Consider the following 25,733-nt stretch of genomic DNA (forward strand, 5'->3'; position numbering starts at 1 on the left):
GCGTGCGGCGCGCCCTCGGCCCCGGGGGCGCGCTCGCGACCGTGCTCGACGGCTTCGAGCCGCGCGAGAGCCAGCAACAGATGGCCGAGGCGGTGGCGCGCGTCGTCGGCGACGGCGGCGTGCTGCTCGCCGAGGCCGGCACCGGCACCGGCAAGACCCTCGCGTACCTCGTCCCCGCCATCCTGTCGGGCCGCAAGGTGCTCGTCTCGACCGGGACGCGCAACCTCCAGCAGCAGCTGATCGACAAGGACATCCCGCTGCTGCAGAAGGCGCTCGGGCCGTTCCGCGCCACCTGCATGAAGGGGCGGGGCAACTACCTGTGCCTGCACCGGTTCGAGCAGGCGCTGACCGACGATCGGCCGCGCGACGACGAGACGCGCGTCGCCATGGCGCTGATCGAGCACTGGGCGCCGCGGACGCAGACCGGCGACCGCGCGGAGCTGTCGGACCTGCCCGAGGAACTGCCGTTCTGGCACGGCATCGCCGCGACGACCGACAACTGCCTGGGCAGCGAGTGCCCGCGCTACACCGACTGCTTCGTGACGCGGATGCGCCAGGAGGCCGCCGACGCCGACGTGGTGATCGTCAACCACCACCTGCTGTGCGCCGACGCGGCGGTGCGCCGCCACACGTTCGGGGCCGTCATCCCCGAATGCCAGGTCGGCATCGTCGACGAGGCACACCAGCTCGAGGACGTCGCGACCCAGTATTTCGGCGTCGCGGTGAGCAACTACCGCGTCGAGCAGCTGTTCACCGACGCGGCCGCCATCCGCACGTCGCCGCTGTTCGTGCCGGCGCAGGAGGCCGAGGCGGTGGCGCGCGCCATCGAGCGCCTGGCGACCGCCTCGCGGGCGTTCTTCCTCGACCTCCAGACGCGCCGGCCGGGCGTCCGCCAGGGCGGCGCGCCGGAGCCTGGCGCGACGCTGTTCGACGAGCGACTGCGGGTGACCGGCGAGGCGCTCGCCGAGGCAGCGGGCGAGAGCGGCCTCGAACTGCTCGGCGCGCTCTCGGCCCTCGAGGAAGCCCTCGCGCTGCTGAAGGACGCGCCCGAGGACCTGCGGGCACTGGCCAAGCGGGCTGGCGAGGTTCGTGACGACCTGCGTTTCCTGCTGCGCGCTGAAGCCGAGGAGTACGTGTATTTCCTCGAGCTCCGGGGGCGGCAGGTCGCGCTGCGCGCCGCGCCCATCGACGTGTCGCACATCATCCGCGACGTGTTGATCGACAGGCTGCCGTCGCTGGTGCTGACCTCCGCGACGCTCTCGATCGGCGGATCGTTCGCCTATGCGCGGGCCCGCCTCGGCATCGGCGAGGCGCTCGAGGTGCGCGTGCCCTCCGAGTTCGACTACCGCACGCAGGCCCTCGTCTACCTGCCGCGCCGCATGCCCGACCCGCGGACGCGCGAGTACGCCGAGGCCTTCGCCGCCGAAGCCGAGCGACTGCTCACCGCCAGCGAGGGGCGCGCGTTCCTCCTGTTCACGAGTTACGCGGCGCTGCGCGACGCGCACGCGCGCCTGTCCACGCGCCTGCCGTACCCCATGCTGGTGCAGGGGACGATGCCGCGCGGGGTACTGATCGACCAGTTCCGGAAGACGTCGAACGCGGTCCTGTTCGGCACGTCGAGCTTCTGGCAGGGCGTCGACGTGGTCGGCGAGGCCCTCAGTTGCGTGATCATCGACCGCATCCCGTTCGCCTCGCCGGGCGATCCGGTCGTGGCCGCGCGCATCGAGGCGCTGCAGCGGCGCGGCATCGACGCGTTTGCCGGCTTCCAGGTGCCGCTCGCGATCCTCACGCTGCTGCAGGGCGTCGGGCGACTCATCCGGCATCGCCAGGATCGCGGCGTGATCGCGTTGCTCGATCCGCGCCTGCAGTCGATGGGCTATGGGCGACGCTTCCTGAACGCGCTGCCGCCCGCGCCGGTCACGCGTCGCCCGGAAGAGGTCGTGAAGTTCTTCCAGGGGTAGGGCACGGTGCCCGCACCGCGCCCTTCGGCATGGCCGCTGGTTGAACGGCGCGGTCGGAGATCGCGCCCTACCTGTTAGCCTGACGCGCATGTCCAGTCCCGGCCCGTCGCGCCGCCGCCTGCCGATGTCGGCCCTGCTCGTCGCGGCGACGCTCCTGCTCGCCCACCTGCTGACGCTCGGCCGCTACGGCATCTTCCGCGACGAGTTCTACTACCTTGCCAACGCCCGCCACCTTGCGTGGGGCTACGTCGATCACCCGCCGCTGGTCGCCGGGATCGCCTGGCTCACGACACACACGCTCGGCACCAGCGTCTACGCGCTGCGCCTGCCGATGCTGCTGCTGCTGGTCGGCGTCCTCGCGGTGGTCGCCGGCCTGGTCAGGCGGATGGGCGGCGGCGGCGTTGCCGTGACGGTGGCGTGGCTGGCCTTCGCGCTGAGCCCCTATTACCTGTACACGTTCCATTACCTGTCCATGAACGCGCCGGAGGTACTCCTGTGGAGCGCCGCGGCGCTGCTGCTGTCGGACGCCACGTCGGATCGCGACTCCGCGACGGCAGCGTCCGGAGAGCGGGCACTCCCCGCCGCGCCCCCTGATCCGCGACGTGCCTGGCTGCTGTTCGGGTTGGTGATCGGCCTGGCCGCGCTCACCAAGGTGTCGGGGCTCGTGTGGGGCGCAGCCCTGGTCGTCGGCATGGTCCTCACGCCGGCTCGGCGCCACCTGCGCTCGCCCTGGGCCTGGGCCTCCGTGGGGCTCGCCGTGCTGCTCTTCCTCCCGCACGTGTGGTGGCAGCACGCGAATGGCTGGCCAACTGCCGAGTTCGTCCGCAACGCGCAGCGCGACAAGATCACGGTGCTTTCTCCGGGGGCCTTCCTCCTCGAGCAGGTGAGCCTGCTCGGCCCCGTCGGGACCGTCGTGGTGATCGCGGCGTTCGCGGGGCTCGTCAGGCCCCGCGCCCCCTGGCGCAGCCACGCGGTCGCCTGGCTGTTCGTCGTGGGGGTCTTCATTGCGCAGCGGTCCAAGCCGTACTACGTGATGCCCGCGTATCCGGTGCTGCTCGCCGGAGGTGCGGTGGCCCTCGAGCGCTGGGCGCCGTGGCGTTTCTGGTGGGGACGGCTCGCGCAGTCTCCCGTGATCCTCCTCGGCGTGCTGCTCGTGCCGGTCACGCTGCCGGTGCTCTCGCCGGAGCGATTGCAGGTGCACCTGGCGCGGCTGGGCATCTCCGTCGAGTCCGGCGAGCGCCACCGCAAGGGCGTGCTGCCGCAGCACTACGCCGACATGTTCGGCTGGGAGACGCTGGCCGACGACGTCGCGCGGGCGGTGGCGACGCTCTCGCCAGCCGAACGCGCCGCCGCGAAGATCTTCACGCAGAACTACGGCGAGGCGGGCGCGCTCGAGTACTACGGCCCGTCACGCGGGCTGCCGCCGGTCATCTCCGGGCACAACGCCTACTGGCACTGGGGTCCCGGCGCCGACACGGGCGGCCCGCTGATCGTCGTCGGCGGCGAGGCCGACGACCATCGCCAGGTGTTTACCGACGTGCGGGTCGTCGGGCGCACGACGTGCACGCTGTGCATGCCGTACGAGCAGGGCTTGCCGATCTACGTGTGCCGACGGCCGACGCGTCCGCTGCGCGAGTTGTGGCCAGCCGTCAGGCACTTCGGGTAGGCGCTGACGCGGAGCGCGCGCCTGTTCCAGGTGGACCGCAGTGTCCGAACGACGAGACCCGACAGTCGTGGGCGTCGACCTTCAGGTCGACGCGCGTGGGCCGTCGGGCCACGAAGGCCCAAGGCCGAATGACGAAGGCCGACCGGGAGATGCGCGTCAGCGCGCCGACTCGCGCCTGATGAACGCGTCGATCTGCTGCTCGAGCACCGGCAGCGGCACGGAGCCGTTGGCAAGGACGGCGTCGTGGAACCGGCGCACGTCGAACTTCGGGCCGAGCACCTGCTCGGCCTTCGCGCGCAGTTGGCGGATCTTCAGCTCGCCGATCTTGTACGACAGCGCCTGCCCCGGCCAGCTGATGTAGCGGTCGGTCTCCGTCGTGCACTCGTGCAGCGACAGCGCGGTGTTGCTCGCCAGGTAGTCGATCGCCTGCTGCCGTGTCCAGCCCTTCATGTGCAGGCCCGTGTCCACCACGAGACGCGCGGCACGCCACATCGCGTACGTCAGTCGCCCGAAGTCGCTGTACGGATCGGTGTAGAAGCCTGCCTCGACGCCGAGCCACTCCGAGTACAGACCCCACCCCTCGCCGAACGCGGAGATGTAGGAGTAGCGACGGAAGTCGGGCACGCCCTGCGCCTCGTTGGCCAACGCGATCTGCAGGTGATGCCCAGGCACGGCCTCGTGGAGCGTGAGCGCCTCGAGGTTGTAGAGCGGCCGCGTCTCGAGCGCATGCGTGTTGAGCCAGTAGTAGCCAGGCTCGGTGCCGTCGGGCGGGTTGCCGTTGTAGCGGCCCGCGGTGTACTTCGGCGCCAGGTAGTCGGGCACGGGCGCGACGCCGTAGGGTTGCCGCGGCAGGCGGCCGAACAGCGAGGGGAGCTTCGCGTCCATGCGCTTGGCGATGTACGCGCCTTCCTTGAGCAACTGCTCGCCGGTCTTCGGGTAGAAGCGCGGATCGGTGCGCAGCATCGTCAGGAACGCCGCGAAGTCGCCGGTGAAGCCCGTCTTGCGCATCACCTGCTCCATCTCGGCCCGGATGCGCGCCACTTCGCGCAGCCCGGTCTCGTGCACCTGGTCGGGCGTGAGCGGCAGCGTGGTGAAGCGCTTGACGAGGAGCTGATAGAACGCCGCGCCGTCGGGCAGGGCGCTGGCCCCGAGCGTCTCCCTCGCGCCGGGGATGTATTCCCTGGCCAGGAAGTCTCGGAAGCGCGCATAGGCCGGCGTCACCGCCTCCGCGATGGCCGCCCTGCCTGCTGCCTCGATGCGCGCGCGCTCGGCAGCCGGCAGCGTGGCCGGGAGCCTCTTGAATGGCGAATACAGCGGACTGGCAGTCGGATCGGCCGGCATGAGCGGACCGACCGCCGCGTCGGCGCCGGCCAGCGCGACCCTCGGCACCGTGATGCCCGCCTTCAGGCCTTCGCGCATGCGCCCGATGTGCTCGTCCACGTAGCGCGGAAATGCGCGCAAGCGTGCCAGGTAGTTGTCGTAGTCCGGCGCGTCCCGGAGGCGCAGCGTCTGCGGCATCAGCGCGAAACCGGAGTGGAACCCCGAGTCGGCGTTGATCGGCAGCAGGTACTCGCGGAAACGGAAGGCCGCCAGCCGGTCCTCGAGTTCGCCCCGGAACATGTCGAGCGTGATGCGGTCGGCGTCAGGCAACGACGCGCCATCGAGCTTGCTGGCGGCGTCGAGGAACCGTTGGGTGTCCTGGGCGCGGCGCTGCTCGTCGGCGATGGACTCCTTCGAGAGCTGGCCGTCGAACCGGTGGTCGCCGACCGTGGTGGCAAACTGCGGGTTCTCCCGCAGCCGCCACTCCCACTCGGCGTCGAGCAGGGCGGCCAGCTCGCGCTGGGTCGGCGTCCTGGCGTCTCCGGCACCGGCGGACGAGGGCGTGGTCGTCGCCTCCCGGCAGGCGCTGGCGGCCAGCAGCAGGACGACGAGGACGGGCGGGACGAGGAGGTTGGGGCGCATCGGCGAGATTCCCCGGTCGGGCTTGACCGAACGGCTGCCAGCCTACTGCATCCGGCCGCCACCCCGCCCCATCGTCAGAAGGGGAGGACGCGCGGGACCGGTGCCCCGGCCTGCCGGCGCCCGCCGCCCCTGTAGGCCGAGGGCGCTGATGGCGATACACTGCAAGGTCGGACGCTCGGTCGTCCCGGAGGAACACATGTCTGCACTCAGGTTCGGCGCGCGCCTCGTGGCGGCGGCCACGATCGCGGTCGCATTCGTCCTGGCGGGAACTCCCGCCGCTGCCCAGACCACCGGCGCCATCAGGGGCAAGGTGGTCGACGGCAAGGGTCAGCCGGTCGACAAGGCCGTGGTGACGATCGAGTTCAAGGGCGGCACCGCCCAGGTCCGTGAGGTCAAGACCAACAAGCGTGGCGAGTTCACGCAGGTCGGCCTGCAGCCCGGTCCCTACTACGTCGTCGTGAAGGCCGATGCCGGCCAGGCGGCCGACCAGATCCAGGTCCCGGTCGGCAACGCGCAGGAGATGAGCTTCACGCTCAAGCCGGCCTCCAAGGGCATGTCGGCCGAGGAGACCGCCTTCCGCAAGACGTTCGACGAGGGCGTGACGGCGCTCGGCGCCAAGAAGCACGACGAGGCGATCGCGAAGTTCAACGAGGCCATCAAGATGCAGGCCGACTGCTACGCCTGCTACATGAACGTCGGCTCGGCGCACTACGAGAAGAAGGAACTCGACAAGGCCGAGGCCGCCTTCAAGAAGGCCGCCGAGCTCAAGCCCGACGACCCGAAGCCGGTGACCGTGCTGGCCGACCTGTACAACAGCCAGGGCAAGCGCGAGGAAGCCGCGGCCATGGCCACCAAGGCGGCGGCGCTCGGCGCGGCCGGTGGCGGCGGCTCGGCGCAGGACAGCTACAACCAGGGCGTGATCCTGTGGAACGCCGGCAAGATTGCCGAGGCCAAGGCCCAGTTCGAGGCAGCCGTGAAGGCCGATCCGAACTACGCCGAGGCCAACTACTGGGTCGGCATGTCCAACCTCAACGGCGGCAACATGCCGGAGGCCCTGAAGTACTTCGAGAACTACCTGAAGCTCGCCCCCAACGGCCCCATGGCCGCCCAGGCCAAGGGCATCGTCGACCAGCTGAAGCCGAAGGAGTGATGGCGGACGCGCTGGATACCGGGATTGCCGGGCGGCTGGCCGCCATCCGGCAACGCGTCGCCAGCGCCGCGATCCGCAGCGGACGGTCTCCCGAGGCCGTCCGCCTCGTCGCCGTCAGCAAGACGTTCGGCCCCGAGGCGGTGCGAGCCGCCCATGCCGCCGGGCAGCTGGATTTCGGTGAGAACCGGGTCCAGGAGGGCCTAGCCAAGCAGGCCGCCACCGCCGACCTCCCCCTCCGGTGGCACCTGATCGGCCACCTGCAGTCCAACAAGGCCAACAAGGTGCCGGGCGTGTTCGCCTCGGTGGAGTCGGTGGACAGCATCGACCTGCTCGAACGGCTCTCACGCGCCGCCGCGCAGGGGCGCCGCCCGCTCTCGGTCCTGATCCAGGTCGACCTGGCGCACGAGGCCACCAAGTCCGGGCTCGACGAGGCCCTGCTGCGCCCCCTGCTCGCCCGGGCCGCCGAACTCCCCGGAGTGCGGGTGGATGGCCTGATGCTGCTGCCGCCGTTTGCCGACGACGTCGAGCAGGTGCGCCCGTGGTTCCGTCGCCTCCGGACCCTGCGCGACACGCTGCTGGCCGAAGGCGTGCCCGAGGCGCAATTGCGCGAGCTCTCCATGGGGATGTCGCACGATTTCGAGGTGGCCATCGAGGAAGGCGCCACCATCGTCCGCGTCGGGTCGGCCATTTTCGGCGCGCGGTGACCGTCCGGAGACCGTCGCCCAAGGGCGACGGCTACGCCCGGGACCGGCGACGGCGGCGCAGTGGCAGGTGTAGGCCGGCCTTGGCAGGTGCAGGCGTCGGCCTTGGCAGGTGTAGGCGTCGGCTTGGCAGGTGTAGGCGTCGGCTTGGCAGGTGTAGGCGTCGGCCTTGGCCGACGCTGTGGACTCCGCACGACCCTGCCCCAACTCCGTCATTCCACGTCGGAGAATCGTCACCGCGCGGACCGTTTCCGACGACAGACCTACAGTTTGCCGGCGGAAATGCTGATACTTCTGGCGTGGTACGGTATGTGCTTCCTCAATCCACGCTGAATCGCAGGAGTTCCGGCTCATGAAAGTCACGCCTCTCGATTTGCGCCAGACGCATCTCTCCTCGTCCCTTCGGGGTTACGACCGCGACGAAGTGCGCACGCTGCTGGCCGACGCCGCCGACGACTACGAGGCGGCCCTGCGCGAGCTCGATCGCCTTCGGCAGGAACTGGCCGAGGCCAAGACCCAGCTCGGGGAGCACCGCGACCGCGAGGAGAACCTGCGCAACACCCTCCTCACGGCGCAGAAGGTCGCCGACCAGATCCGCGAGAACGCCGGCAAGGAAGCGGAAGTGCTCCTGCGCGACGCCGAGACGCGGTCACAGGCGATGCTCAAGGACGCCGAGCTCCGGTCGACGACCCAGCTGGGCGACGCGGAGTCCAAGGCGCAGGCCCTGGTCTCGACGGCGCAGACGCGCAGCATGAGCCTCACCACCGACGCCGAGATGCGCGCCGCCGCGACGCTCCGCGAGGCCGACGCCAAAGCGGAGGCGACGGTGCGCGACGCCTCGACGCGCGCCCAGGCGATGCTGGCCGACGCCGAGAGCCGCTCGCGCACGTTGCTCACCGACGCGCAGTTGCGCGCCGATGCGACGTTCAACGAGGCCCAGATGCGGTCGGACGCGATGGTCAAGGAGGCGCAGGCGCGCGTCGACGTCCTGCTGCAGAAGACCAACGCCCGGCTCGACGAGCTCGAGCACGCGGTGTCGGAGATGCGGCTGCGCAAGCGCGACGTCGAGGGCACCCTCGAGCAGTCGATCGCCTCGCTCACCTACGCCCTGGAGTTCGTGCGCACGCAGGACGCGCGCGACGACAAGGTACGCATGCTGCGTCCGCGGCACGGCGAAGGCAGCGCGGAGAACACGCCGCGCGCACAGCAGCAGGGCGGCGAGACCGCCATGCGGGGCTGACACCGGGGGCGCGCCATGGTCCGTACCCTCGTGCGCCTCGTCATCCTGGGACTGCTGCTGCACGCGGCCGTGCGCATCGTGCCGGAGTTCTGGCACTACCTGCAGTTCAAGGACGCGGTCGTCGAAGTGGCGAGCTACCCGGGGCGCCGGACCAACGATCAGCTCAGGGCGCGCATCGCGGAACTCGCCGACGAGAACCAGGTGCCCATCGTCGCCGACGACATCGCGGTCTCCCGCCAGGGGGACCGCGTGCTCGTCTCCACCGCCTGGACGGCGCAGCTCGAGTACATCCCGCGCCGTTACTATCCCTACGACTTCATCATCGACGTCGAGGGGCGGCCGGAACGCTTCAACGGCTTCTAGGAAATTTGAAATTCGAGATTTGAAATTCTCGCGGCGCGGGCCTTCGGCCACGCGCCTCGGGATGCTGCGCGCGAGCGAAGGCCCTCAGGCCGAGCCGCCCGGAATTTCAACTTTCAAATTTCGAATTACTGGATCTGCTTCCCCAACCGGTTCCACCGGGTCTTGGTGAAGAACCCGGTCAGGCCCGAGAAGAGCTGCTCCATGCCGGGGCGCTCGTAGTCGGCGGCGTCGCTCTCGAACGACCAGTAGACCGCCACGGCGCGGCCCTTCACGTAGGCCTGCGGCAGGAAGCCCCAGTAGCGGCTGTCCTGCGAGTTGTCGCGGTTGTCGCCCATCACGAACAGGTGCCCCTCGGGCACGGTCACCGGTCCGTAGGTCTCGCGCTTGTCGAAGGCGGTCATCTCCCCGTCGGGACGCGGCGGGAGGAGGTAGTGCACGTACGGCTCGTCGAGCGCAGTGCCGTTGACGTACACCTTCTTGTGCCGGAGTTCGAGGGTCTCGCCGGGCAGGCCGATCACGCGCTTGATGAAGTCGCGCTCGGGATCCTCGGGCGACTTGAACACGACGACGTCGCCGCGTCGGTACTGCCGGATGGGCAGCACGGACTTCTCGACGCCCGCAGGCGCGAAGAGGAACTTGTTGACGACGAGGTGATCGCCGATCAGCAGGTTGTTCTCCATCGAGCCGGTCGGGATCTTGAAGGCCTGGAAGCACCAGGTGCGCACGAAGAGCGCCAGGATCACGGCGACGACGATCGACTCGAAGTACTCGCGGGCGGTCCCCTTGGGCGGGGCGCCAACCGGGGCGACAGGCGTGCTCATTCGTCGGTACCCACCTTCAGCACGGCGAGGAACGCCTCCTGCGGGATCTCGACGCGGCCGACGCGCTTCATCCGCTTCTTGCCTTCCTTCTGCTTCTCGAGGAGCTTGCGCTTGCGGCTGATGTCGCCGCCGTAGCACTTGGCCAGCACGTTCTTGCGGATCGCCTTGACGCTCTCGCGGGCGATGATGCGCCCGCCGATCGCGGCCTGGATCGCCACCTCGAACATCTGGCGCGGGATCAGCTCGCGCATCTTCGAGGCCAGCAGGCGGCCGCGCTGGTACGCAGTGTCGCGGTGCACGATGATCGACAGCGCGTCCACCGCCTCGCCGTTCACCAGGATGTCGAGCTTCACGAGCGGCGAGTCCCAGTAGCCGGTGACGTGGTAGTCGAGCGACGCGTAGCCGCGCGACACCGTCTTCAGCCGGTCGTAGAAGTCGAGCACGACCTCGTTGAACGGCAGCTCGTAGGTGATGACGACGCGGCCCGACGTCATGTACTCGATGTTCTTCTGCTGCCCGCGCTTCTCCTGGCACAACTGCAGGATGCCGCCCACGTACTCGGACGGCGTCAGGATCGTCGCGGTGATGATCGGCTCCTCGAGGCGCGAGATACGGCCGGCGTCGGGCAGCTTCGAGGGGTTGTCGACCTCGTGCGTCTCGCCGTCGGTCGTCGTCACCCGGTAGAGCACGCCAGGGGCCGTCGTCACCAGGTCGACGTCGAACTCGCGCTCGAGCCGCTCCTGCACGATCTCCATGTGCAGCAGGCCGAGGAAGCCGCAGCGGAAGCCGAAGCCGAGCGCCGCCGACGTCTCGGGCTCGAACGCGAACGCCGCGTCGTTCAACTTGAGCTTCTCGAGCGCGTCGCGCAGTTCCGGGTACTGATGGCCTTCGACGGGGTAGAGCCCCGCGAACACCATCGGCTTCATCTCCTGGAAGCCCGGGAAGGGCTCGGCGGTCGGGCGCGCCGCCTCGGTGATCGTGTCGCCGATCTGCGCGTCGCCGAGGCGCTTGATGTTGGCGATGACGAAGCCGACCTCGCCGACGCCGAGGCTCTCGACCGGCTGCGGCTTGGGCGAGAAGATCCCGACCTGGTCGATGTCGTACGACTGGCCGTTGATCATCATCGTCACCTTCATGCCGGCGCGGATGGTGCCGTCGATGACGCGGATCTGCACGATGACGCCGCGGTAGGCGTCGTACCAGGAGTCGTAGATGAGGGCCTTGAGCGGCGCGTCGGCCGATCCGGACGGCGGCGGCACGCGCTCGACGACCGCCTCGAGGATGTCGCGGACGCCGATGCCTTCCTTGGCGCTGGCGAGGATCGCTCCGTCGGCGTCGAGCCCGATGATCTCCTCGACCTGCCGCTTGGCCTCGTCGGGCATCGCCCCGGGCAGGTCGATCTTGTTGATGACCGGGATGATCTCGAGGTTGTTGTTGGCCGCCAGGTAGGCGTTGGCCAGCGTCTGGGCCTGTACGCCCTGCGACGCATCCACCAGGAGCAGCGCGCCCTCGCAGGCCGACAGCGACCGGGTGACCTCGTACGAGAAGTCGACGTGGCCCGGCGTGTCGATCAGGTTCAGGACGTACTGCTGGCCGTCGAGCGCCTTGTAGTCGAGGCGGACCGAGTGCGCCTTGATGGTGATGCCGCGCTCACGCTCGAGGTCCATGCTGTCGAGCACCTGCGCCTCCATCTCGCGGGCCTGCAGGGCGCCCGTGAGCTCGAGGAAGCGGTCGGCCAGCGTCGACTTGCCGTGGTCGATGTGCGCGATGATGGAGAAATTGCGGACGAAGCGCGGATCCATGAAAAGCCCTTCATTATAGCGCGCTCGGTGGATCCGGCCTCGCACGCTCGCCCTCGGCCTTGGGCCATGGGCCTTCGTACCAACGGGCTGGGGCTGGGCGCTGGGTGGGACGGGTGTCGCCCCGAGGCGCCTCGAGGCGCCGACCAGCTCAGGCCAGGATGAGAGGCACCGCCTGATCGAGCTGCCGCAGGTCGTCAGGGTCCGACGTGACGACGTGGTGACCGCGGGCGCGGGCACACAGGACGACCGACGCATCTATGACGTCGGCCGTTCCCGCGACGCCGCACAGTTGCCCGGCGTCACGGGCGCGCCGATCGTCCAGGGCAACGACTTCCACCTCGGCCATCCGAAGCAGGCGCGACAGCCGCGCCTGTCGACGGCCGTCCCGCCAGACCTGCCCCACGACCCCGGCAGGAATCGCCAGTGACCGTCCGAGTTCGTGATTGCGCGCCAGCAGCAGGATGAGCGGGCGATGGTTGCGCTCGAAGGCGATCAGGGCTCCCGAGTCGAGCGTGAGGCCGGCCATCGCTACGTCCGCCGCCTGGCGCCCGGCCGCCCGCCGAGCACCTTGTCGGCCTCGCGCCGCTCCGCTGGCGTCATCGGCCCGCCTGTCTCGGCGAGCATGTCGTCGAGCAGCACCGCGAGTTCATCGAGGTCCATCTTCTGTTCGAGGGCCGACGCCACGTAGGCGCTGACGCTCGCGGCGCGCCCCTGCCGCACCGCCTGCCGCGCCCGTTCGGCCAGCCCGCGCGGCAGACTGACCGCAATCTTCTCCGCCCCGTTCATACCGGGAGTATGACCAGAATCAGCGTGGGGAACAAGCCCAGGGCTGGGTCATTCCACCTCGCGCTTCGCGCTTCGGTGGAGAGGTCGGCCCCGACCTTCGGCTATGGGCCCTGGGCCTTCGTCCCAGTGGGTTGGGGATTCGGCGTTGGGGGGCTGGATTGGTAGGGTCGGCTCAGCGTTTAGTCTGGGCTTGGCCGTACTGGCGGTAGCGCCCGCGAGAGGTAGGCGTGTTGGGCCATTCGGCCCTCATCGAGGCTTCCCGACCTCGTAGACGCAGAGGCCGTCGCCGCGTGCCGCCACGCGGCCGCTGGCGCCGCAGCGCGTGGCGACCTCCAGGACCACGTCTTCCCGGCCACGGGGCGCGAAGTAGCTACCGAATACTGGAATCCACGGGTCGTCCACCGTGACCTCGAACCCTTCACGGTAGGCGTGCAGGGCAATGCCAGCGCCGTGGGTCCAGATGAGGGGGCTGAAATGGAAGCGTGGTCGCTTCGCGCCGATGGTTGCGAGATGGCGCGTCGTCTCGATGGCCACGACGTACCGAGTCGCGCGCTGCGCCACCTGGTTCAGGGCGTACTCCCGGGCACGCCAGACCACCCCCGCTGAGGCCGCCGCGAGCGCGACCACGATCACTGCTCGCAGTGCGGTAGTCGTGAACCTGACAATGGCTGGACCGCGCGCGACCGCGCTCAGGACATGCGCGGCGAGGCAGCCCGCGAGAAGAGCCCCGATGCCCGACATCCAGAACACCTGATAACTGCCCACGCGCCCGACGATCCGCGTCACCGACCACATTGCGACAAGGGCGCCGAGCGCGGCGACTGCCGACACTCGTGAGAGCCCTGGATCGCACTTCCGTCGGACCGCCAGGAAGGCGGTGGCACTCACTAGCAGCACGGCAACCGCGGCCAGGGTCCAGGTCCCGCGCGGCGTGTAGGCGCCACCCCATGCCAGCGTGAACCCCGGCCGCCATGCGCTCGTCAGCGCATCACTCCAGATCAGCAGCGACTCGAACAAGGAGTGAGTGGGACGCGCAGCCGTGGCGAAGAACGACCAGATGCGCGTGACGTTACCCGGCTGCCCGGTCAGTTGCTCGAAGACGGGGGGCAACCAGAGCAGCACGCCGACACCAGTTGCCATCAGCGTCGCGCGGAGCGCAGCAGGGTTCGGCGCGAGCGTCCGGAGCGCAAGTCCGCCCGTCAGGGCAACGACGACCACGGCGGTGATCCCGACCGACACGCTGGACTGCATGGCGAGCGATGCCGCGACCACGCCCCCCGCCAGCGCCAGTGGCCTGCCCAGACTGCCCGATGCGCACAGCACCACGGCGGTCATCAGGGGAATCACGATGACGTGGGCATTCCAGGCACTGCCGGCGAGGTCGCCCGCGCGCCAGACGTACGCCGACACGGCTGCGGCGATGGCGAGAGCCGACAGGCGCGGCACTGCGGCCAGTCCTCGCCACAGGGCGGCGAGGGCAAGCCCGTTCACCCACAGAGCGGCCAGCGTGAGACTGAAGGTGGTCGAACCGGCGACGAAATAGACAGGCGCGTGCAGGTAGTACTGCAGCGGTCCAGGGTGATGCCAGCCGTACTGCGAGTACGGCCCCACGAGCACGGCCCTCCTCAGGGCCGCGCGGGTCGTCATCTCGATCACCGCGACATCGCCGAACGGCACAGCCGCTGGCGTGGTAGCCACACACCATGCCAGTACCAGCACGCATACGCACACGCAACCAACAGCTAGCCACGCCGTCCACGATGCGTCGCCTCGCAACCGGCCCGGCAGCGTCACAGGTACAGGCACCCGTCCATGCAGGCCCATGATGCTACCGCGGAGGTTGGACTTCGCCGTCATACGAGAGGCTGGGCACTTGGGGCTCTGCGCTGGCCCTGCGCGGAGCGTCCGTTCTTCGCGCGCCTGAGCGTCGACATGAATGCCGGCGCACACGAACTGCCTGACCTCAAAACCACCCCGCGGGCATGCGGACGAGCGAAGGCCCAAGGCCGACCTGTCCGCCGAAGCGCGGAGCGCGAAGGTGGAAGGCCGTCAGGCTCCCCCTACCGCTGATCCCGTGGCACGAACCGCTGCGGGTACGTCGGGCCGGTGTAATCGGCTCTCGGGCGGATGAGCCGGTTGTTCGAGAGCTGCTCGAGCACGTGCGCCGTCCAGCCCGACACGCGGCTGACGGCGAAGATCGGCGTGTACAGGTCGATGGGGATGCCCATCGTGTAGTACGTCGAGGCCGAGTAGAAGTCGACGTTCGGAAACAGCTTCTTCTCGCCCGTGACGACCTGCTCGATGCGCTGCGAGATCTGGAACCAGCGCGGGTGACCCGCACGCTCGCCGAGTTCCTTGGACATCCGGCGCAGGTGCGTGGCGCGCGGGTCCTCGGTGCGGTACACGCGGTGGCCGAAGCCCGAGATCTTCTCCTTGCGCGCGAGCTTGGCGCGCACGAAGGCCTCGGCGCGCTCGTCGGTCGCGTCTTCGCCGAGGTCGAGCAGCATCTTCATGACCTCGGCGTTGGCGCCGCCGTGCAGCGGCCCCTTGAGCGTGCCGATGCCGGCGACGATGGCCGAATGGACGTCGCTCAGCGTCGCCGCGCAGACGCGCGCCGCGAACGTCGACGCGTTCAGCTCGTGGTCGGCGTGCAGGATCAGGCCGATGTCGAAGGCCCGCACCGAGGTCGGGTCCGGGCGCTTCCCCTGCAGCATGTAGAGGAAGTTGGCGGCCTGGCTGAGCGCCGGATCGGGCGCGATCACGCCGCCGCCCTGCAGCATGCGCCCGTAGGTCGCCACGAGCGTGCCCATCTGCGCGGTCAGGCGGACGGCCTTGCGGTAATTGGCCGCCGGGCTGTTGTCGCCCGCATCCGGGTCGTAGTGCGACAACGCCGACGTCAGCGTGCGCAGGGCGTCCATGCCGTCGCCCGGCGGCAGACTGCGCATCAGGCGCAGGACGCCCTCCGGCAGGGCCCGGGCCGAGGCCAGCTGCGAGTGGAGGTCGCCGAGCTCTGCCCGGTTCGGGAGGCGCCGGTGCCACAGGAGGTAGCAGACCTCCTCGAAGGTCGCCGACTGGGCGAGATCGTGGATGTCGTACCCGCAGTACGACAGCACGCCGCGCTCGCCGTCGATGAAGCAGATCGACGAGGAAGTCGCGACGACGTCTTCGAGGCCCCCTTTGGCCGCAGTGCTCATGGCGCTCAGCATACTGACAAAGGCAAAGCGGCGGAAGGCGCCAGGCGCGCCCGCCGCCGCTCGCCTCAAGTGGTGACGGTTCAGCGGGCGTGCCGGGCCCGTCGCGCCGCGGCCAGTCCGGCAACGCCGAGCAGCAGCACCGTCACCGGCTCGGGGACGTCGTGGCCGGGGTCGGTCGACGGCGACGTGTTGGCCGCGGCGGCGAAGTAGTTGAGCGCCAGGATGGCGTTGTCGGGATCGGGCGCGATGCCGCCGCCGGGCCAGAAGTAGTTCATGAACAGCACGTCGCCGAGCACGAGCACGCGCCCGGAGTTCGGCGCGAGGGCTCCCGGGGCCATCTCCGACACGAGGACGTGGCTGCCGTACGTGGCGACGGCGGTCGAGCGGCTGCCGAGCGTGATGCCCGCGCCGGGCGAACCGCCGAGCGCCTGGCCCGCGAGGTTGCCGAAGGGGCCGGCCAGCAGGGCGGAGCTGCCACCCAGCGCGTAGACGTCGCTGCCGGTCGTGCCGTGGAAGCCGCCGATGGAGCTGCCGTCGAGGGCCTGCAGGACCGCGTCGATGGCGGCGTTGCCCTCGCTCTCGCTGACCATCAGCAGCGAACGTCCGCTGAGGACGAAGGCCTTCAGGGCGTCGATCTCGGCTGTGCTGAGCGCCTCGTAGGGCTCGTTGAGGAAAAACGTATCGACACCGGCGAGGTACTGCCCGGTGATCGGCCCGCCGGGTGCGGCAAACTGCACGGGCCGGTCGACAACTCCCCCGGGGCCGAAGCGCTGCGGGTCGAGGAGGGCGCCACGAAGGCTCGAGTAGACCGAATCGGACACCCAGCGTCCGGCGTTGCTGGTGGTGCCGACAACGAACGGGGCGGCCGACGCGGACGCGCCAATGGCGACCGCGAGAAGCGTGAAGACGAGCTGACGAATGACGCGCATGACCTGACTCCTTGACGGGTTATGAAGGGCGACCGGAAGACTCGCGGTCACGCAACCTGAGTGGAGTCCTGCGCGCGAAACGTGACACCAAACGACGACACGGCGCTCGAATCCGGGCGCCGTGTCGATTTCTCGCGATGTGCCGGAACTTACTGCCGGCGTCTTACGTATCATGCCGCGCTCGGCGCGGGCCGACTGCGGCCCGCGTTCCCTCGTGCCTCGCGCTACTCGCCCGCTGCCTGCGTGCGGAGCTCGGCTTGCTGGCCGCCTGAACGAAGAAGGGAGCGGCCCGGTCCTCCGGCGCCGCTCCCGCGATCCTTCCTGATCCCTTGTCCCTCGAGCTGCGTCAGTCCTTGTCCCTCGTGCCTCGCAGCCCTGGTGACTGGCGTACTCGTCCCTTGCACTACCGGCTGCGAAAGCCGCATCGGGCAAGAATCGCCATGAATCCCGGGTCGGCGCGGTAGGGGTCCCACTTCGGATCGACCGGCAGGTAGATGAGGTGCACGTCGCGCACGGCGTAGGCCCGCTCCAGCCAATCGATCGCCGACGCCCGCTCGTCGAGGCCGGCGTGGATGAGGGCCATCGCGTACGGCGGCACGTACTGCTCGCGGGAGCGAGCCTCGAGCGAAGAGAGCACGGCCCGCGCCTCTGTGGTCCGCCCTGCCTTTGCGAGCGTGTAGCCGTGCAGGGACACGGGCTTGCTGTTGTCGCCCGACAGGGCCATGGCGCGTGACGAGGCGAGGAGCGAGGCCTCAGTGAGCCCGAGCGCCTGCTGCGCCTGTGCCAGCATGTGGTAGCCAAACCAGAACCGGGGATTGAGCTCGATGGCTCGTTGCGCGTACGCGAGAGCCGCGCGATGGTCACGCGCCTGATAGGCGACCTGGGACGACAGGGCGACGGCGACCGGATCGAGGGGATCCAGCTCGCGCGCCCGCTGCAGTTGCGCGAGGCCCTCCGCGTGCCGCCCCATTTGCGACAGCAGGTGGCCGAGGGTCTGCCGCCCGAGCCCATAGCTCGGGTCGAGAGTCAGGGCGCGCCGGAACATGGCCTCGGCGGCGGGCCACTGCCAGTCGAGCAGCCAGTAGACGAAAGCCACCGCCGTCTGGGCCTCGGGCAAGTCGGAATCGGCGCTGATCGCACGCGTGGCTGCCTCGCTCGCCGGCGGCAGCATCTGGCGGGGGTCGGCGTCACTGTTGATGGTGCGACCGGTGTAGGCCACAGCCAGCCCCGCCCATGCCAGTGCGTATCCGGGATCGGCTGCCGTGGCCGCCTGGAATGCCGTCACCGCGTCGCGCATCGCCGCGGGCGTGCGGAGGTTGAAAGACGCGCGACCGCGAAGGAATTGAACGAAGGCCTCCTGGTTGCGACTGTGGAACTGGTCGAGTGCCAGGCTGCGCGCTGGCGACAGTGTCGCCCGGACCTGCTCAGCGATGTGGCGACTCAGTTCCTGCTGGACGCCGAGGGTGCTGTTGCGCTCGCGGTCCATCGAGTCGGACCAGACCTGGCGCTGGTCGGCCACCCGAATCAGCCGCCACGTGACACGCACGCTGCCGGCCTCGCTGCGCAACGATCCCTCGACGAGGTAGTCCGCGCCAAGTTCGCGCCCGATCTCGGAGACCGACTTGGGCGTGCCGCGGTAGATGAACATCGACGTGCGCCCGATCACCGACACGCGCGCCGGATCGACTCGCCCCAGCGAGACGATCGTGTCCTCGGTGAGTCCGTCCGCGAAGATGGCGACCGACGGGTCGGCGCCGATCGCCTCGAACGGCAGGACCGCGATCGTCAGCGGCCTGGCAGGCGGCCCGCTCGTCGGCCGCCAGGTCGACCAGCCGGCGATGCCGAGGATCGCAGCCGCTGCGATCACGACAGCCACTGCCATCGCGGGGCGACCCGACCGTGGACGACCAGGGCGCCGGGGTGGTGCGTCCGGTTCTTGCCCGGCGTGCGAACCGGATTCAGCCATGGCCTCGCTGGTGCTGACCAGAGGCGCGACTGCCGGTGTGATGGGCGTCGGCATGGCCGGCGCCGTTGGGTCGGTGGGCGGGTCGATGACCTCCACCGGGGCCACGAAGCGATAGCCCCGACCAGGCACCGTCTCGATGAACGTCGGGGCCTCGGGCGAGTCCCGCAAGGCCTGGCGAATCTTCCGGATCGCGGTGTGCACGCCGGTCTCGACGTCGACGAAGACGTCCTTGCCCCACAGGGCGTCGACGATCTCGTCGCGCCTGACGAGTTCTCCGCGTCGCTCCACCAGGAGGATCAGCAGGTCCATCGGCTGGCGTTCGAGACGCACAGTGCGACCGTCTCGCCGCAGTTCGAAGGCGCCGAGGTCCAGCACGACATCGCGGATACGAAGCGTCAGCCTCGGCACACGGGCGGACATGGTCTGGGTGGTCGCACAACGATGTCACAACCCAATGGGTGCCGCCAGTTGGCGGTACAGGAAAAGAACAGGCGTTATCCAGACGCGCTCCATGGCCAGCCGCGCGCGGCGCGCCCACAGTGGCGCTCGACGCTGCGGACGTTGGGTTCGCGGCCGACACGGCCCCTCAACCAGGAGACACTCGCATGACCTCAGGTATCTCGGTGACTCGCACGTTCGGCGTGGTAGTGCTGCTCGGCTTCGCCATGGCGGCGGCCGCGGCGGCCCAGCCCAGTGGTTCGGAAGGGCGCGGCGTGGAAGGCACCTGGTACGTGCAGGTGGTCCCGACCATCTGCGCGACGGGCGCGCCCATTCCGGGCGTGTCGCCGGTGCAGGCCCTCGTGACGTTCCACGCAGGAGGGTCGCTGAGTGAAACGGCGGGCGGCACGGGCTTCGCCCCCGGGCAGCGCAGTCCCGGACACGGCACGTGGCGGCACGACGCCGGACAGACCTTCACCCAGCGGTTCACCGCCCTGATCAACTTCACGACCGTGCCCGGCTTTCAGGAAGCCGGCTGGCAGGTGGTGACCCAGTCGGTCGAGCTGATCGACCGCGACACGCTGGCCTCATCGGGGCGCAACGCGTTCTACCGCACCGACGGGACGCTCTACCGGACCGGGTGCTCGACCGCCACGGGCAAGCGCTTCGAATAGGACCACGGACCCGGCCTGCGCCGACGCACGACAAAAAGGGAGCGGCCCGGTCCCCCGGCGCCGCTCCCTCGATCCTCCTGCTCCCTCGTCCCCTGGCCTGCTTGGGCCTTGTCCCTCGCAGCCCTGGTGACTGGCGTACTCGTCCCTCGCGCTACTCGCCCGCGACCTGCGTGCTCAGCTCTGCCTGCTCGCCGCCGAACTGCTGCAGCAGCGACATGAGGCCCGGGTACAGGAAGCCGACCTGGAACAGCACGAGGAACGGCAGCGTGCCGTAGATGCCGTTGGCCAGGGCGTAGAACACCGTGCCCGTGAAGTACAGGCCGAGCGCGACCTCGGCCAGCGGCTGCCACAGCATCAGCTGGTGGTACTTCTTGTGCACCCAGTCGTCGCCGGTGCGCTCGACGCCGTGCTTGGGCGTGCGGACGAACTCGCTCTGCTTGCCGAAGATCGCCTCGAGCACCGCCCGGGTGTTGTTGATCGACAGGCCGATGCCGACGGCCATCAGCAGCGGCAGGTACTTCAGGCGGGTCTTCCAGTCCTGCGGGTAGGCCTGCTTCTGGCAGAAGGCGTAGAAGTTGACCACCGAGAACGTCGCCGCGAAGAACAGCGGGATGTCGATCAGCAGCATCTCCGACCAGCCCATGTTGTAGCGGACGTACATGGACGGGAACATCAGCACGCAGAGCACCACCATCAACAGGTAGTTGAAGTTGGCGGTGAGGTGGAAGAAGGCCTCGGCCTTGACCCGGAACGGCAGGTCGGCGCTGAGGATCTGCGGCAGCAGCTTGAGGGCGGTCTGCACCGAGCCCTTGGCCCAGCGGAACTGCTGCGACTTGAAGCTGTTCATCTCCACCGGCAGCTCGGCCGGCGTGATGACGTCCTCCATGAACACGAAGCGCCAGCCCTTGAGCTGGGCGCGGTAGCTCAGGTCGAGGTCCTCGGTGAGCGTGTCGTGCTGCCAGCCGCCCGACTGCTCGATCGCATCGCGACGCCAGATCCCCGCCGTGCCGTTGAAGTTGAAGAAACACCCGGCGCGATTGCGGCTGCCGTGCTCGAGCACGAAGTGGCCGTCGAGCATGATCGACTGGATCTTCGTGAGCGTCGAGTAGTCGGCGTTGATGTGACCCCAGCGCGCCTGCACCATGCCGACCTGCGGGTCGCCGAACTGCGGCAGCGCCCGGCGCAGGAAGTCGGCCGGCGGCACGAAGTCGGCGTCGAAGATGGCGATGTAGCGGCCCTCGGCGACGTTCATGCCCGCCTCGAGCGCCCCGGCCTTGAAGCCGGTGCGGTCGGTGCGGTGCAGGTAGGTGATGTTGAAGCCCTGCTTCTGCCAGCGACGGACCGCGAGGGCCGCGACGTCCACGGTTTCGTCCGTGGAGTCGTCGAGGACCTGGATCTCCATCAGCTCCTTGGGGTAGTCCAGGCGGCACACCGCGTCCACGAGGCGGTCCACCACGTACATCTCGTTGAAGATGGGCAGCTGGATGGTGACGACCGGCAGCGGATCGAGTTGCGGCCGCGGCCCGGGCACGTGATCGGCGTAGCGCTTGTACCAGTACACCATCACGTACCGGTGCCAGCCGTAGAACGCCAGGATGCTCAGGACGAAGAAGTACGCCGCAAGGATGGCGAGTTCCGATAGGGTCATAGACGGCAGCTGTCTCTACGGTTCGTGCCCAGACACACGAAGACCACAGGGTACCCTGTCGGGCCGAACGTGGTCAAACCAATACATGGATCGGAGAAGGCCACGCCAGTGGTAGACTAGGAGGTTCGTCCGCGCACCTTCACGCGCAGGCGACCCCACTGCCATGCACGCCCCCACGCTCCGCGCGCTCGAGTTCGACCAGATCGCGGCCGTGGTGCGCTCGTATGCCGTGACGCCGCTCGGGGCGCAGCGCCTCGACAGACTGGTCCCATCGACCGATCCGGTGCGGGTGGCCGGCGCCCTCGATCTGACCGGCGAAGCGCTCCTGCTGCTCCAGGACCATCAGGCCCTCCCGCTCCGCGGTGGCGAAGCCGTGGCCGCCGCGCTCGACGGCCTGGCCCTGCAGGGACGTCCCCTGGAGCCCCTGCGACTGCTGGCGCTGGCCGACTTCTTCGATTCGGTCGATCGCACCGTCGCGCTCGTCGAGCGCGCCGCGACCCGCCTGCCCGCGCTGGCCGCCGTCGCTCGCCGCGCCGAGCGCTTCGCCGACGAGAATGCCCGCGTTCGCAAGGCGATCAGCCAGCACGGCGAGGTGGTCGACGAGGCCAGCCCCGCCCTGGCGGGCATCCGCGACAAGCTCCGACGGCAACGCCAACGCCTGCGCGGCACCCTCGAGTCGTACCTGCGCGGCCGCGACACGGTGAAGTACCTGCAGGAACAGGTGGTGACCGAGCGGAACGGCCGCTACGTGCTCGTCGTGCGCGCCGAGCATCGCGGCGCCATCCCCGGCCTGGTCCACGGCGCCTCGGCCAGCGGCGCCAGCCTCTACCTCGAGCCGCTCAGCACCGTCGAGGTGAACAACGACATCGTCGCCCTCGAGGAGCAGGAGGCCGAGGAAGTCCGCCGCATCCTGCTGGCCCTGACCGACGGCTATCGCGCCAGGGCTGCCGACCTGCAGCAGACGGTCGAGGCCGCCACGGAGCTGGACGTCATCCAGGCCCGCGCGCGCTGCTCGATGTCGTTCAACGGCGTCCGGCCGGCGCTCTCGCACGACGGCCGGCTCGAACTGCGCCACGCGCGGCACCCGCTCCTGATTCCTGCCGTCGCCCGCCGGTTGCCCGAGTCCGAGGGCCGCGTCGCTCGTGAGGTCGAACCCGTCGCCAGCGACCTGCTGGTCATCCCGCCAGCCCGGGCGCTGGTGGTCACCGGCCCCAACACCGGCGGCAAGACGGTCGCCCTCAAGACCGCGGGCCTGCTGGTGCTCATGGCGCAGGCCGGGCTCTTCGTGCCGGCCGAGGCCGGCTCGCGCCTGCCGGTCTTCCGCAGCGTGTTTGCCGACATCGGCGACGAGCAGTCGATCGCGGCCAACCTCAGCACCTTCTCGTGGCACATGACCAGCATCGTCGCCATGGACAAGGCGCTGACCCTGCCGGCGCTGGTCCTCCTCGACGAGGTGGGCAACGGCACCGACCCCATCGAGGGCGGCGCCCTCGGCGTGGCGATCATCGACCACTTCCGCAAGCGCGGCGCGGTGGTCGTCGCGACGACGCACTACGAGACGATCAAGACGTACGCGACCAGCACCGAGGGCGTGACGTGTGCGGCCTTCGGCTTCGAGCCGGGCACGTTCGCACCGACGTACCGCCTGATCTACGGGTCGCCGGGCGGCAGCCTCGCCTTCGAGATCGCCGCGCGCCTGGGCCTGCCCCGCCCTGTGCTCGACGCCGCGGCGGCGTGGCGCAGCGACACCGAGAAGCGCGTCTCGGAGCAGATGGCCAAGCTCGATCGGGAGCTGCAATCGCTCGATCACGAACGTCGGCTCACCGCGCAGGCGCGCCTGCAGGCCGAGACCGCCGAGCGGCAGCTGCGGCTGCGGGAGGAGCAGCTGCGCGAGCGCGAGGCGCAGTTCACGCGCAAGCTCGAACAGCGCCTCAACGAACAGCTCCGCGACGCCCGCGCCGAGGTCGACCGCATCGTCACGGATCTGCGGCAGCAGGCCGCCGCGCTCGAGAAGAAGCAGCAGAAGCAGATTGCCGCCCTGCCGACCGGCGTGGTGGGCGACCTGCGCGTGTCGGCTCGTGGCGCGCTGGACGCCGTTGCCGACCGCGTGCGCGAGGGCGGCGCCGTGGCCCCGTCCGCCCCGGTCATGCCCCCGCCGCCGGAGGCCACCGGGCCGCTGGGCGTGGGGGACCGGGTCGAGGTGGGTTCGTTGCGTCTGCAGGGCGTGGTCCGGGCGCTGTCGGGCAAGGACGCCGACGTCGACGTCAACGGCAAGCGCATGCGCGTCAGGACCACCGAACTGCGCAAGATCGGGGGAGCCGGGACGCAGGCGGCGCCGGCGGTGCGGGTGACGCTGGCCGAGCGCAGTGGGTCGGTCGGCAGCGGCGGCGACCTGAACGTCATCGGGTGCACGGTCGACGAGGCCATCGACCGCGCCGACAAGTTCCTCGACCAGGCCGCGATGCAGGAACTGCGGACGGTGCGAGTGATTCATGGCCACGGCACGGGGAAGCTCCGGCAGGCGCTCAGCGGGTACCTCAACACGCACCCGCTGGTGCTGCGTGCGGCGCCGGCGCCCAACGACATGGGCGGCAGCGCCGTGACGCTCGTGGAGTTGAGGGAGTAGGGGGCCGGTGCGCTATCCGCGCGAGCTCATCGACCAGATCCGGCACGCGGCGGACATCGTGCAGGTGGTGCAGGAGTACGTCCCGCTGAAGCGGGCGGGCGCCACTTACAAGGGCTTGTGCCCGTTTCACGGGGAGCGGACGCCGTCATTCACGGTGAACCGCGACAAGGGGTTCTTCCACTGCTTCGGCTGTGGACAGGGCGGCGACGTCTTCAAGTTCGTGGAGCTCCAGGAGGGCGTGGGGTTCCAGGACGCGGTCAAGCGGGTGGCGAGCCGCTGCGGGATCACGCTGCCGGAGGCGCCCTCCTCACCTGAGGCGCACGCGGAGGAGGTCGAGCGCGAGGCGTTGCTGAAGGCCCACGAGCTGGCGCGGGCCTTCTATGCCGAGCAGTTGCAGGGAGCATCGGGCGCGGCGGCACGCGACCTGCTGAAGCGGCGGGATGTCCGGTCGGAGGCCGTGGAGACGTTTGGGATCGGGTACGCCCCCGCGTCACGGGACCTGCTGGTCCGTCATCTCCGGAAGCAGGGGTTCTCGCCGGCCCTGCTGGTGCGGGGCGGCCTGGCAGTGCAGCGCGACGACGGGTCGGTGGTGGATCGGTTCCGGCAACGCCTTTTGTTCCCTATCCATAGGGAGGGCGGGTCGGTCGTGGCGTTCGGCGGACGGGCGATGGCCGACGATCAGGTGCCCAAGTACCTGAACTCGCCGGAGACCCCGCTCTATACCAAGGGACGGGTGCTGTACGGCCTCCACCTGAGCAAGCACGCCATCAGGAAGGTTGGCAGCGTCGTAATGATGGAGGGGTACTTCGACGTCATCCAGGCGTGGCAGGGCGGGGTGACGCACGTGGTGGCCTCGAGCGGGACGGCCCTCACCCAGGCGCAGGCGCAGACGTTGCGGCGGTTCGCGTCGAAGGTGGTGTTGAGTTTCGATGCCGACGGGGCCGGCCAGAACGCGGCGGCCAAGTCGGGGGATCTGCTGGTGGCCGAGGGCTTCCAGGTGAGCGTGGCCCTGCTGCCGGAGGGCGAGGATCCCGATACGTTCGTTCGGCGGTACGGCGGCGACGCCTACCGGCAGAAGGTCGAGGAGGCCCGGCCGTACCTGGACTTCGTGCTCGACCGGGCGGCGGCCCGCCACAACGTGAAGGATCCGACCGGCCGGGTCGCGTTCCTGAACGAGATGCTCGGCGTGGCCGCGCGCATCCCCGAGGCGATGGCCCGGGACCAGTTCGCGGATCGGCTCGCGCACCGCGCGCAGGTGGGCGAGGAGACGATTCGGCAGGAGATTCGCAAGGCAGCCGTGACCAGGCAGGAGACCCTGCCCGACACGGCCCGCCGTGCGTCGATGCCCGGGGTGACCCGGGCGGAACGCGAGCTGATCGTCGGCGTGATGACCACGCCGCGCGAGGCATTGCTCGCGATGGATGCGCTCGAGGAGGCAGACCTCGAGCCGTTGCGCACCGCGCGCCTGTTGCGCCTGGTGCTGACACTGGACGTGCCGGACCCGGAACAGTTGCCCGGGCAGGTGCTGGCAGGTCTCACAGAAGAGGAGCGCCGGTGGGTCACCGGGTTGACGATGAGCGCGGGCGTCGTGGCGACGCCCGAGTCGTGCGTACGGGAGATAAGCGCGATGCGGCTGGAGCGGGAGCGAGCCAGCGTGCAGCGGGAGATCGACCAGCTGCAGGAGGCCGGAGGCGCGGCGAACACGCAGCGAATCATGGCGCTGTGGCTGCAAAAAAAGGCGCTGCTGGAACGGATCGCGTCGCTGAGGGGATAATCGAGGATCGCCCGCCCTCTCCTCGCGCGGGC

The 25,733-nt window shown here is 69.7% G+C and carries 19 protein-coding genes; 9 read left to right on the plus strand and 10 right to left on the minus strand.

Annotation, left to right across the window (positions count from 1 at the left end):
* Positions 1 to 2 precede the first annotated feature (2 nt).
* Together TBR22_RS24075 and TBR22_RS24080 are read left to right on the plus strand one after the other, a co-directional pair.
* A complete protein-coding gene (locus TBR22_RS24075) occupies positions 3 to 1,961 on the plus strand; it encodes an ATP-dependent DNA helicase (RefSeq protein ID WP_239490384.1) in 1,959 nt (652 codons plus the stop codon).
* A gap of 88 nt (positions 1,962 to 2,049) precedes the next feature.
* On the plus strand, positions 2,050 to 3,627 hold the full coding sequence (locus TBR22_RS24080; protein ID WP_239490385.1) for a glycosyltransferase family 39 protein: 1,578 nt from the start codon (positions 2,050 to 2,052) through the stop codon (positions 3,625 to 3,627).
* 156 nt (positions 3,628 to 3,783) lie between these two features.
* On the opposite strand, the gene TBR22_RS24085 is transcribed toward TBR22_RS24080, so the two are convergent.
* A complete protein-coding gene (locus TBR22_RS24085; protein ID WP_239490386.1) occupies positions 3,784 to 5,589 on the minus strand; it encodes a DUF885 family protein in 1,806 nt (601 codons plus the stop codon).
* Positions 5,590 to 5,785: 196 nt separating this feature from the next.
* Between TBR22_RS24085 and TBR22_RS24090 the strand changes: the two genes are divergently transcribed.
* From TBR22_RS24090 to TBR22_RS24105, 4 genes are all read left to right on the plus strand, one after another.
* Entirely contained in the window at positions 5,786 to 6,739 is a 954-nt protein-coding gene (locus TBR22_RS24090; RefSeq protein WP_239490387.1) for a tetratricopeptide repeat protein, read from the plus strand.
* Positions 6,739 to 7,443: a YggS family pyridoxal phosphate-dependent enzyme gene (locus TBR22_RS24095; RefSeq protein WP_239490388.1), complete on the plus strand. Its 705-nt coding sequence runs from the start codon at positions 6,739 to 6,741 to the stop codon at positions 7,441 to 7,443. The genes TBR22_RS24090 and TBR22_RS24095 overlap by 1 nt, the downstream gene beginning before the upstream one ends.
* 349 nt (positions 7,444 to 7,792) lie before the next feature.
* Entirely contained in the window at positions 7,793 to 8,680 is an 888-nt protein-coding gene (locus TBR22_RS24100) for a DivIVA domain-containing protein (protein WP_239490389.1), read from the plus strand.
* 15 nt (positions 8,681 to 8,695) lie between these two features.
* Positions 8,696 to 9,043 carry a hypothetical protein gene (locus TBR22_RS24105; RefSeq protein WP_239490390.1) on the plus strand — a complete coding sequence of 116 codons (348 nt, stop codon included), beginning with the start codon at positions 8,696 to 8,698 and terminating at the stop codon, positions 9,041 to 9,043.
* Between the two features lie 125 nt (positions 9,044 to 9,168).
* Here TBR22_RS24105 and lepB read toward each other — a convergent pair whose 3' ends face one another.
* The 8 genes from lepB to TBR22_RS24145 all read right to left on the minus strand — a co-directional run bounded on the left by lepB (position 9,169) and on the right by TBR22_RS24145 (position 18,961).
* A complete protein-coding gene (gene lepB, locus TBR22_RS24110; protein WP_239490391.1) occupies positions 9,169 to 9,864 on the minus strand; it encodes a signal peptidase I in 696 nt (231 codons plus the stop codon).
* Positions 9,861 to 11,666 (minus strand): translation elongation factor 4, encoded by a 1,806-nt coding sequence (gene lepA / locus TBR22_RS24115; protein WP_239490392.1) that lies wholly within the window; start codon positions 11,664 to 11,666, stop codon positions 9,861 to 9,863. The genes lepB and lepA overlap by 4 nt, the downstream gene beginning before the upstream one ends.
* 148 nt (positions 11,667 to 11,814) lie before the next feature.
* Positions 11,815 to 12,192, minus strand: a complete 378-nt coding sequence (locus TBR22_RS24120) for a PIN domain-containing protein (protein WP_239490393.1) — start codon at positions 12,190 to 12,192, stop codon at positions 11,815 to 11,817.
* 2 nt (positions 12,193 to 12,194) lie between these two features.
* Complete coding sequence (locus TBR22_RS24125; RefSeq protein WP_239490394.1) at positions 12,195 to 12,452, minus strand: hypothetical protein; 258 nt, start codon at positions 12,450 to 12,452, stop codon at positions 12,195 to 12,197.
* Between the two features lie 246 nt (positions 12,453 to 12,698).
* The gene (locus TBR22_RS24130; RefSeq protein WP_239490395.1) at positions 12,699 to 14,309 is read right to left on the minus strand and encodes a hypothetical protein; all 1,611 of its coding nucleotides are present in this window, start codon (positions 14,307 to 14,309) and stop codon (positions 12,699 to 12,701) included.
* A gap of 203 nt (positions 14,310 to 14,512) precedes the next feature.
* Positions 14,513 to 15,646, minus strand: coding sequence for a citrate synthase (locus tag TBR22_RS24135; RefSeq protein WP_239490396.1), 1,134 nt, complete (start codon positions 15,644 to 15,646; stop codon positions 14,513 to 14,515).
* Positions 15,647 to 15,726: 80 nt separating this feature from the next.
* Positions 15,727 to 16,575, minus strand: a complete 849-nt coding sequence (locus TBR22_RS24140) for a PEP-CTERM sorting domain-containing protein (RefSeq protein WP_239490397.1) — start codon at positions 16,573 to 16,575, stop codon at positions 15,727 to 15,729.
* Positions 16,576 to 16,978: 403 nt separating this feature from the next.
* A complete protein-coding gene (locus TBR22_RS24145) occupies positions 16,979 to 18,961 on the minus strand; it encodes a winged helix-turn-helix domain-containing protein (RefSeq protein ID WP_239490398.1) in 1,983 nt (660 codons plus the stop codon).
* Between the two features lie 185 nt (positions 18,962 to 19,146).
* On the opposite strand from TBR22_RS24145, the gene TBR22_RS24150 reads away from it, so the two are divergent.
* Positions 19,147 to 19,653, plus strand: a complete 507-nt coding sequence (locus tag TBR22_RS24150; protein ID WP_239490399.1) for a hypothetical protein — start codon at positions 19,147 to 19,149, stop codon at positions 19,651 to 19,653.
* Between the two features lie 151 nt (positions 19,654 to 19,804).
* On the opposite strand, the gene TBR22_RS24155 is transcribed toward TBR22_RS24150, so the two are convergent.
* Entirely contained in the window at positions 19,805 to 21,301 is a 1,497-nt protein-coding gene (locus TBR22_RS24155; RefSeq protein WP_239490400.1) for a cellulose synthase family protein, read from the minus strand.
* A 163-nt stretch (positions 21,302 to 21,464) separates the two neighbouring features.
* On the opposite strand from TBR22_RS24155, the gene TBR22_RS24160 reads away from it, so the two are divergent.
* Both TBR22_RS24160 and dnaG read left to right on the plus strand, forming a co-directional pair.
* Positions 21,465 to 23,927 carry an endonuclease MutS2 gene (locus TBR22_RS24160; RefSeq protein ID WP_239490401.1) on the plus strand — a complete coding sequence of 821 codons (2,463 nt, stop codon included), beginning with the start codon at positions 21,465 to 21,467 and terminating at the stop codon, positions 23,925 to 23,927.
* A 7-nt stretch (positions 23,928 to 23,934) separates the two neighbouring features.
* Positions 23,935 to 25,701, plus strand: a complete 1,767-nt coding sequence (dnaG, locus tag TBR22_RS24165) for a DNA primase (protein ID WP_239490402.1) — start codon at positions 23,935 to 23,937, stop codon at positions 25,699 to 25,701.
* Positions 25,702 to 25,733: the final 32 nt, after the last annotated feature.

This window comes from Luteitalea sp. TBR-22 (assembly GCF_016865485.1).
GTDB lineage: Bacteria > Acidobacteriota > Vicinamibacteria > Vicinamibacterales > Vicinamibacteraceae > Luteitalea.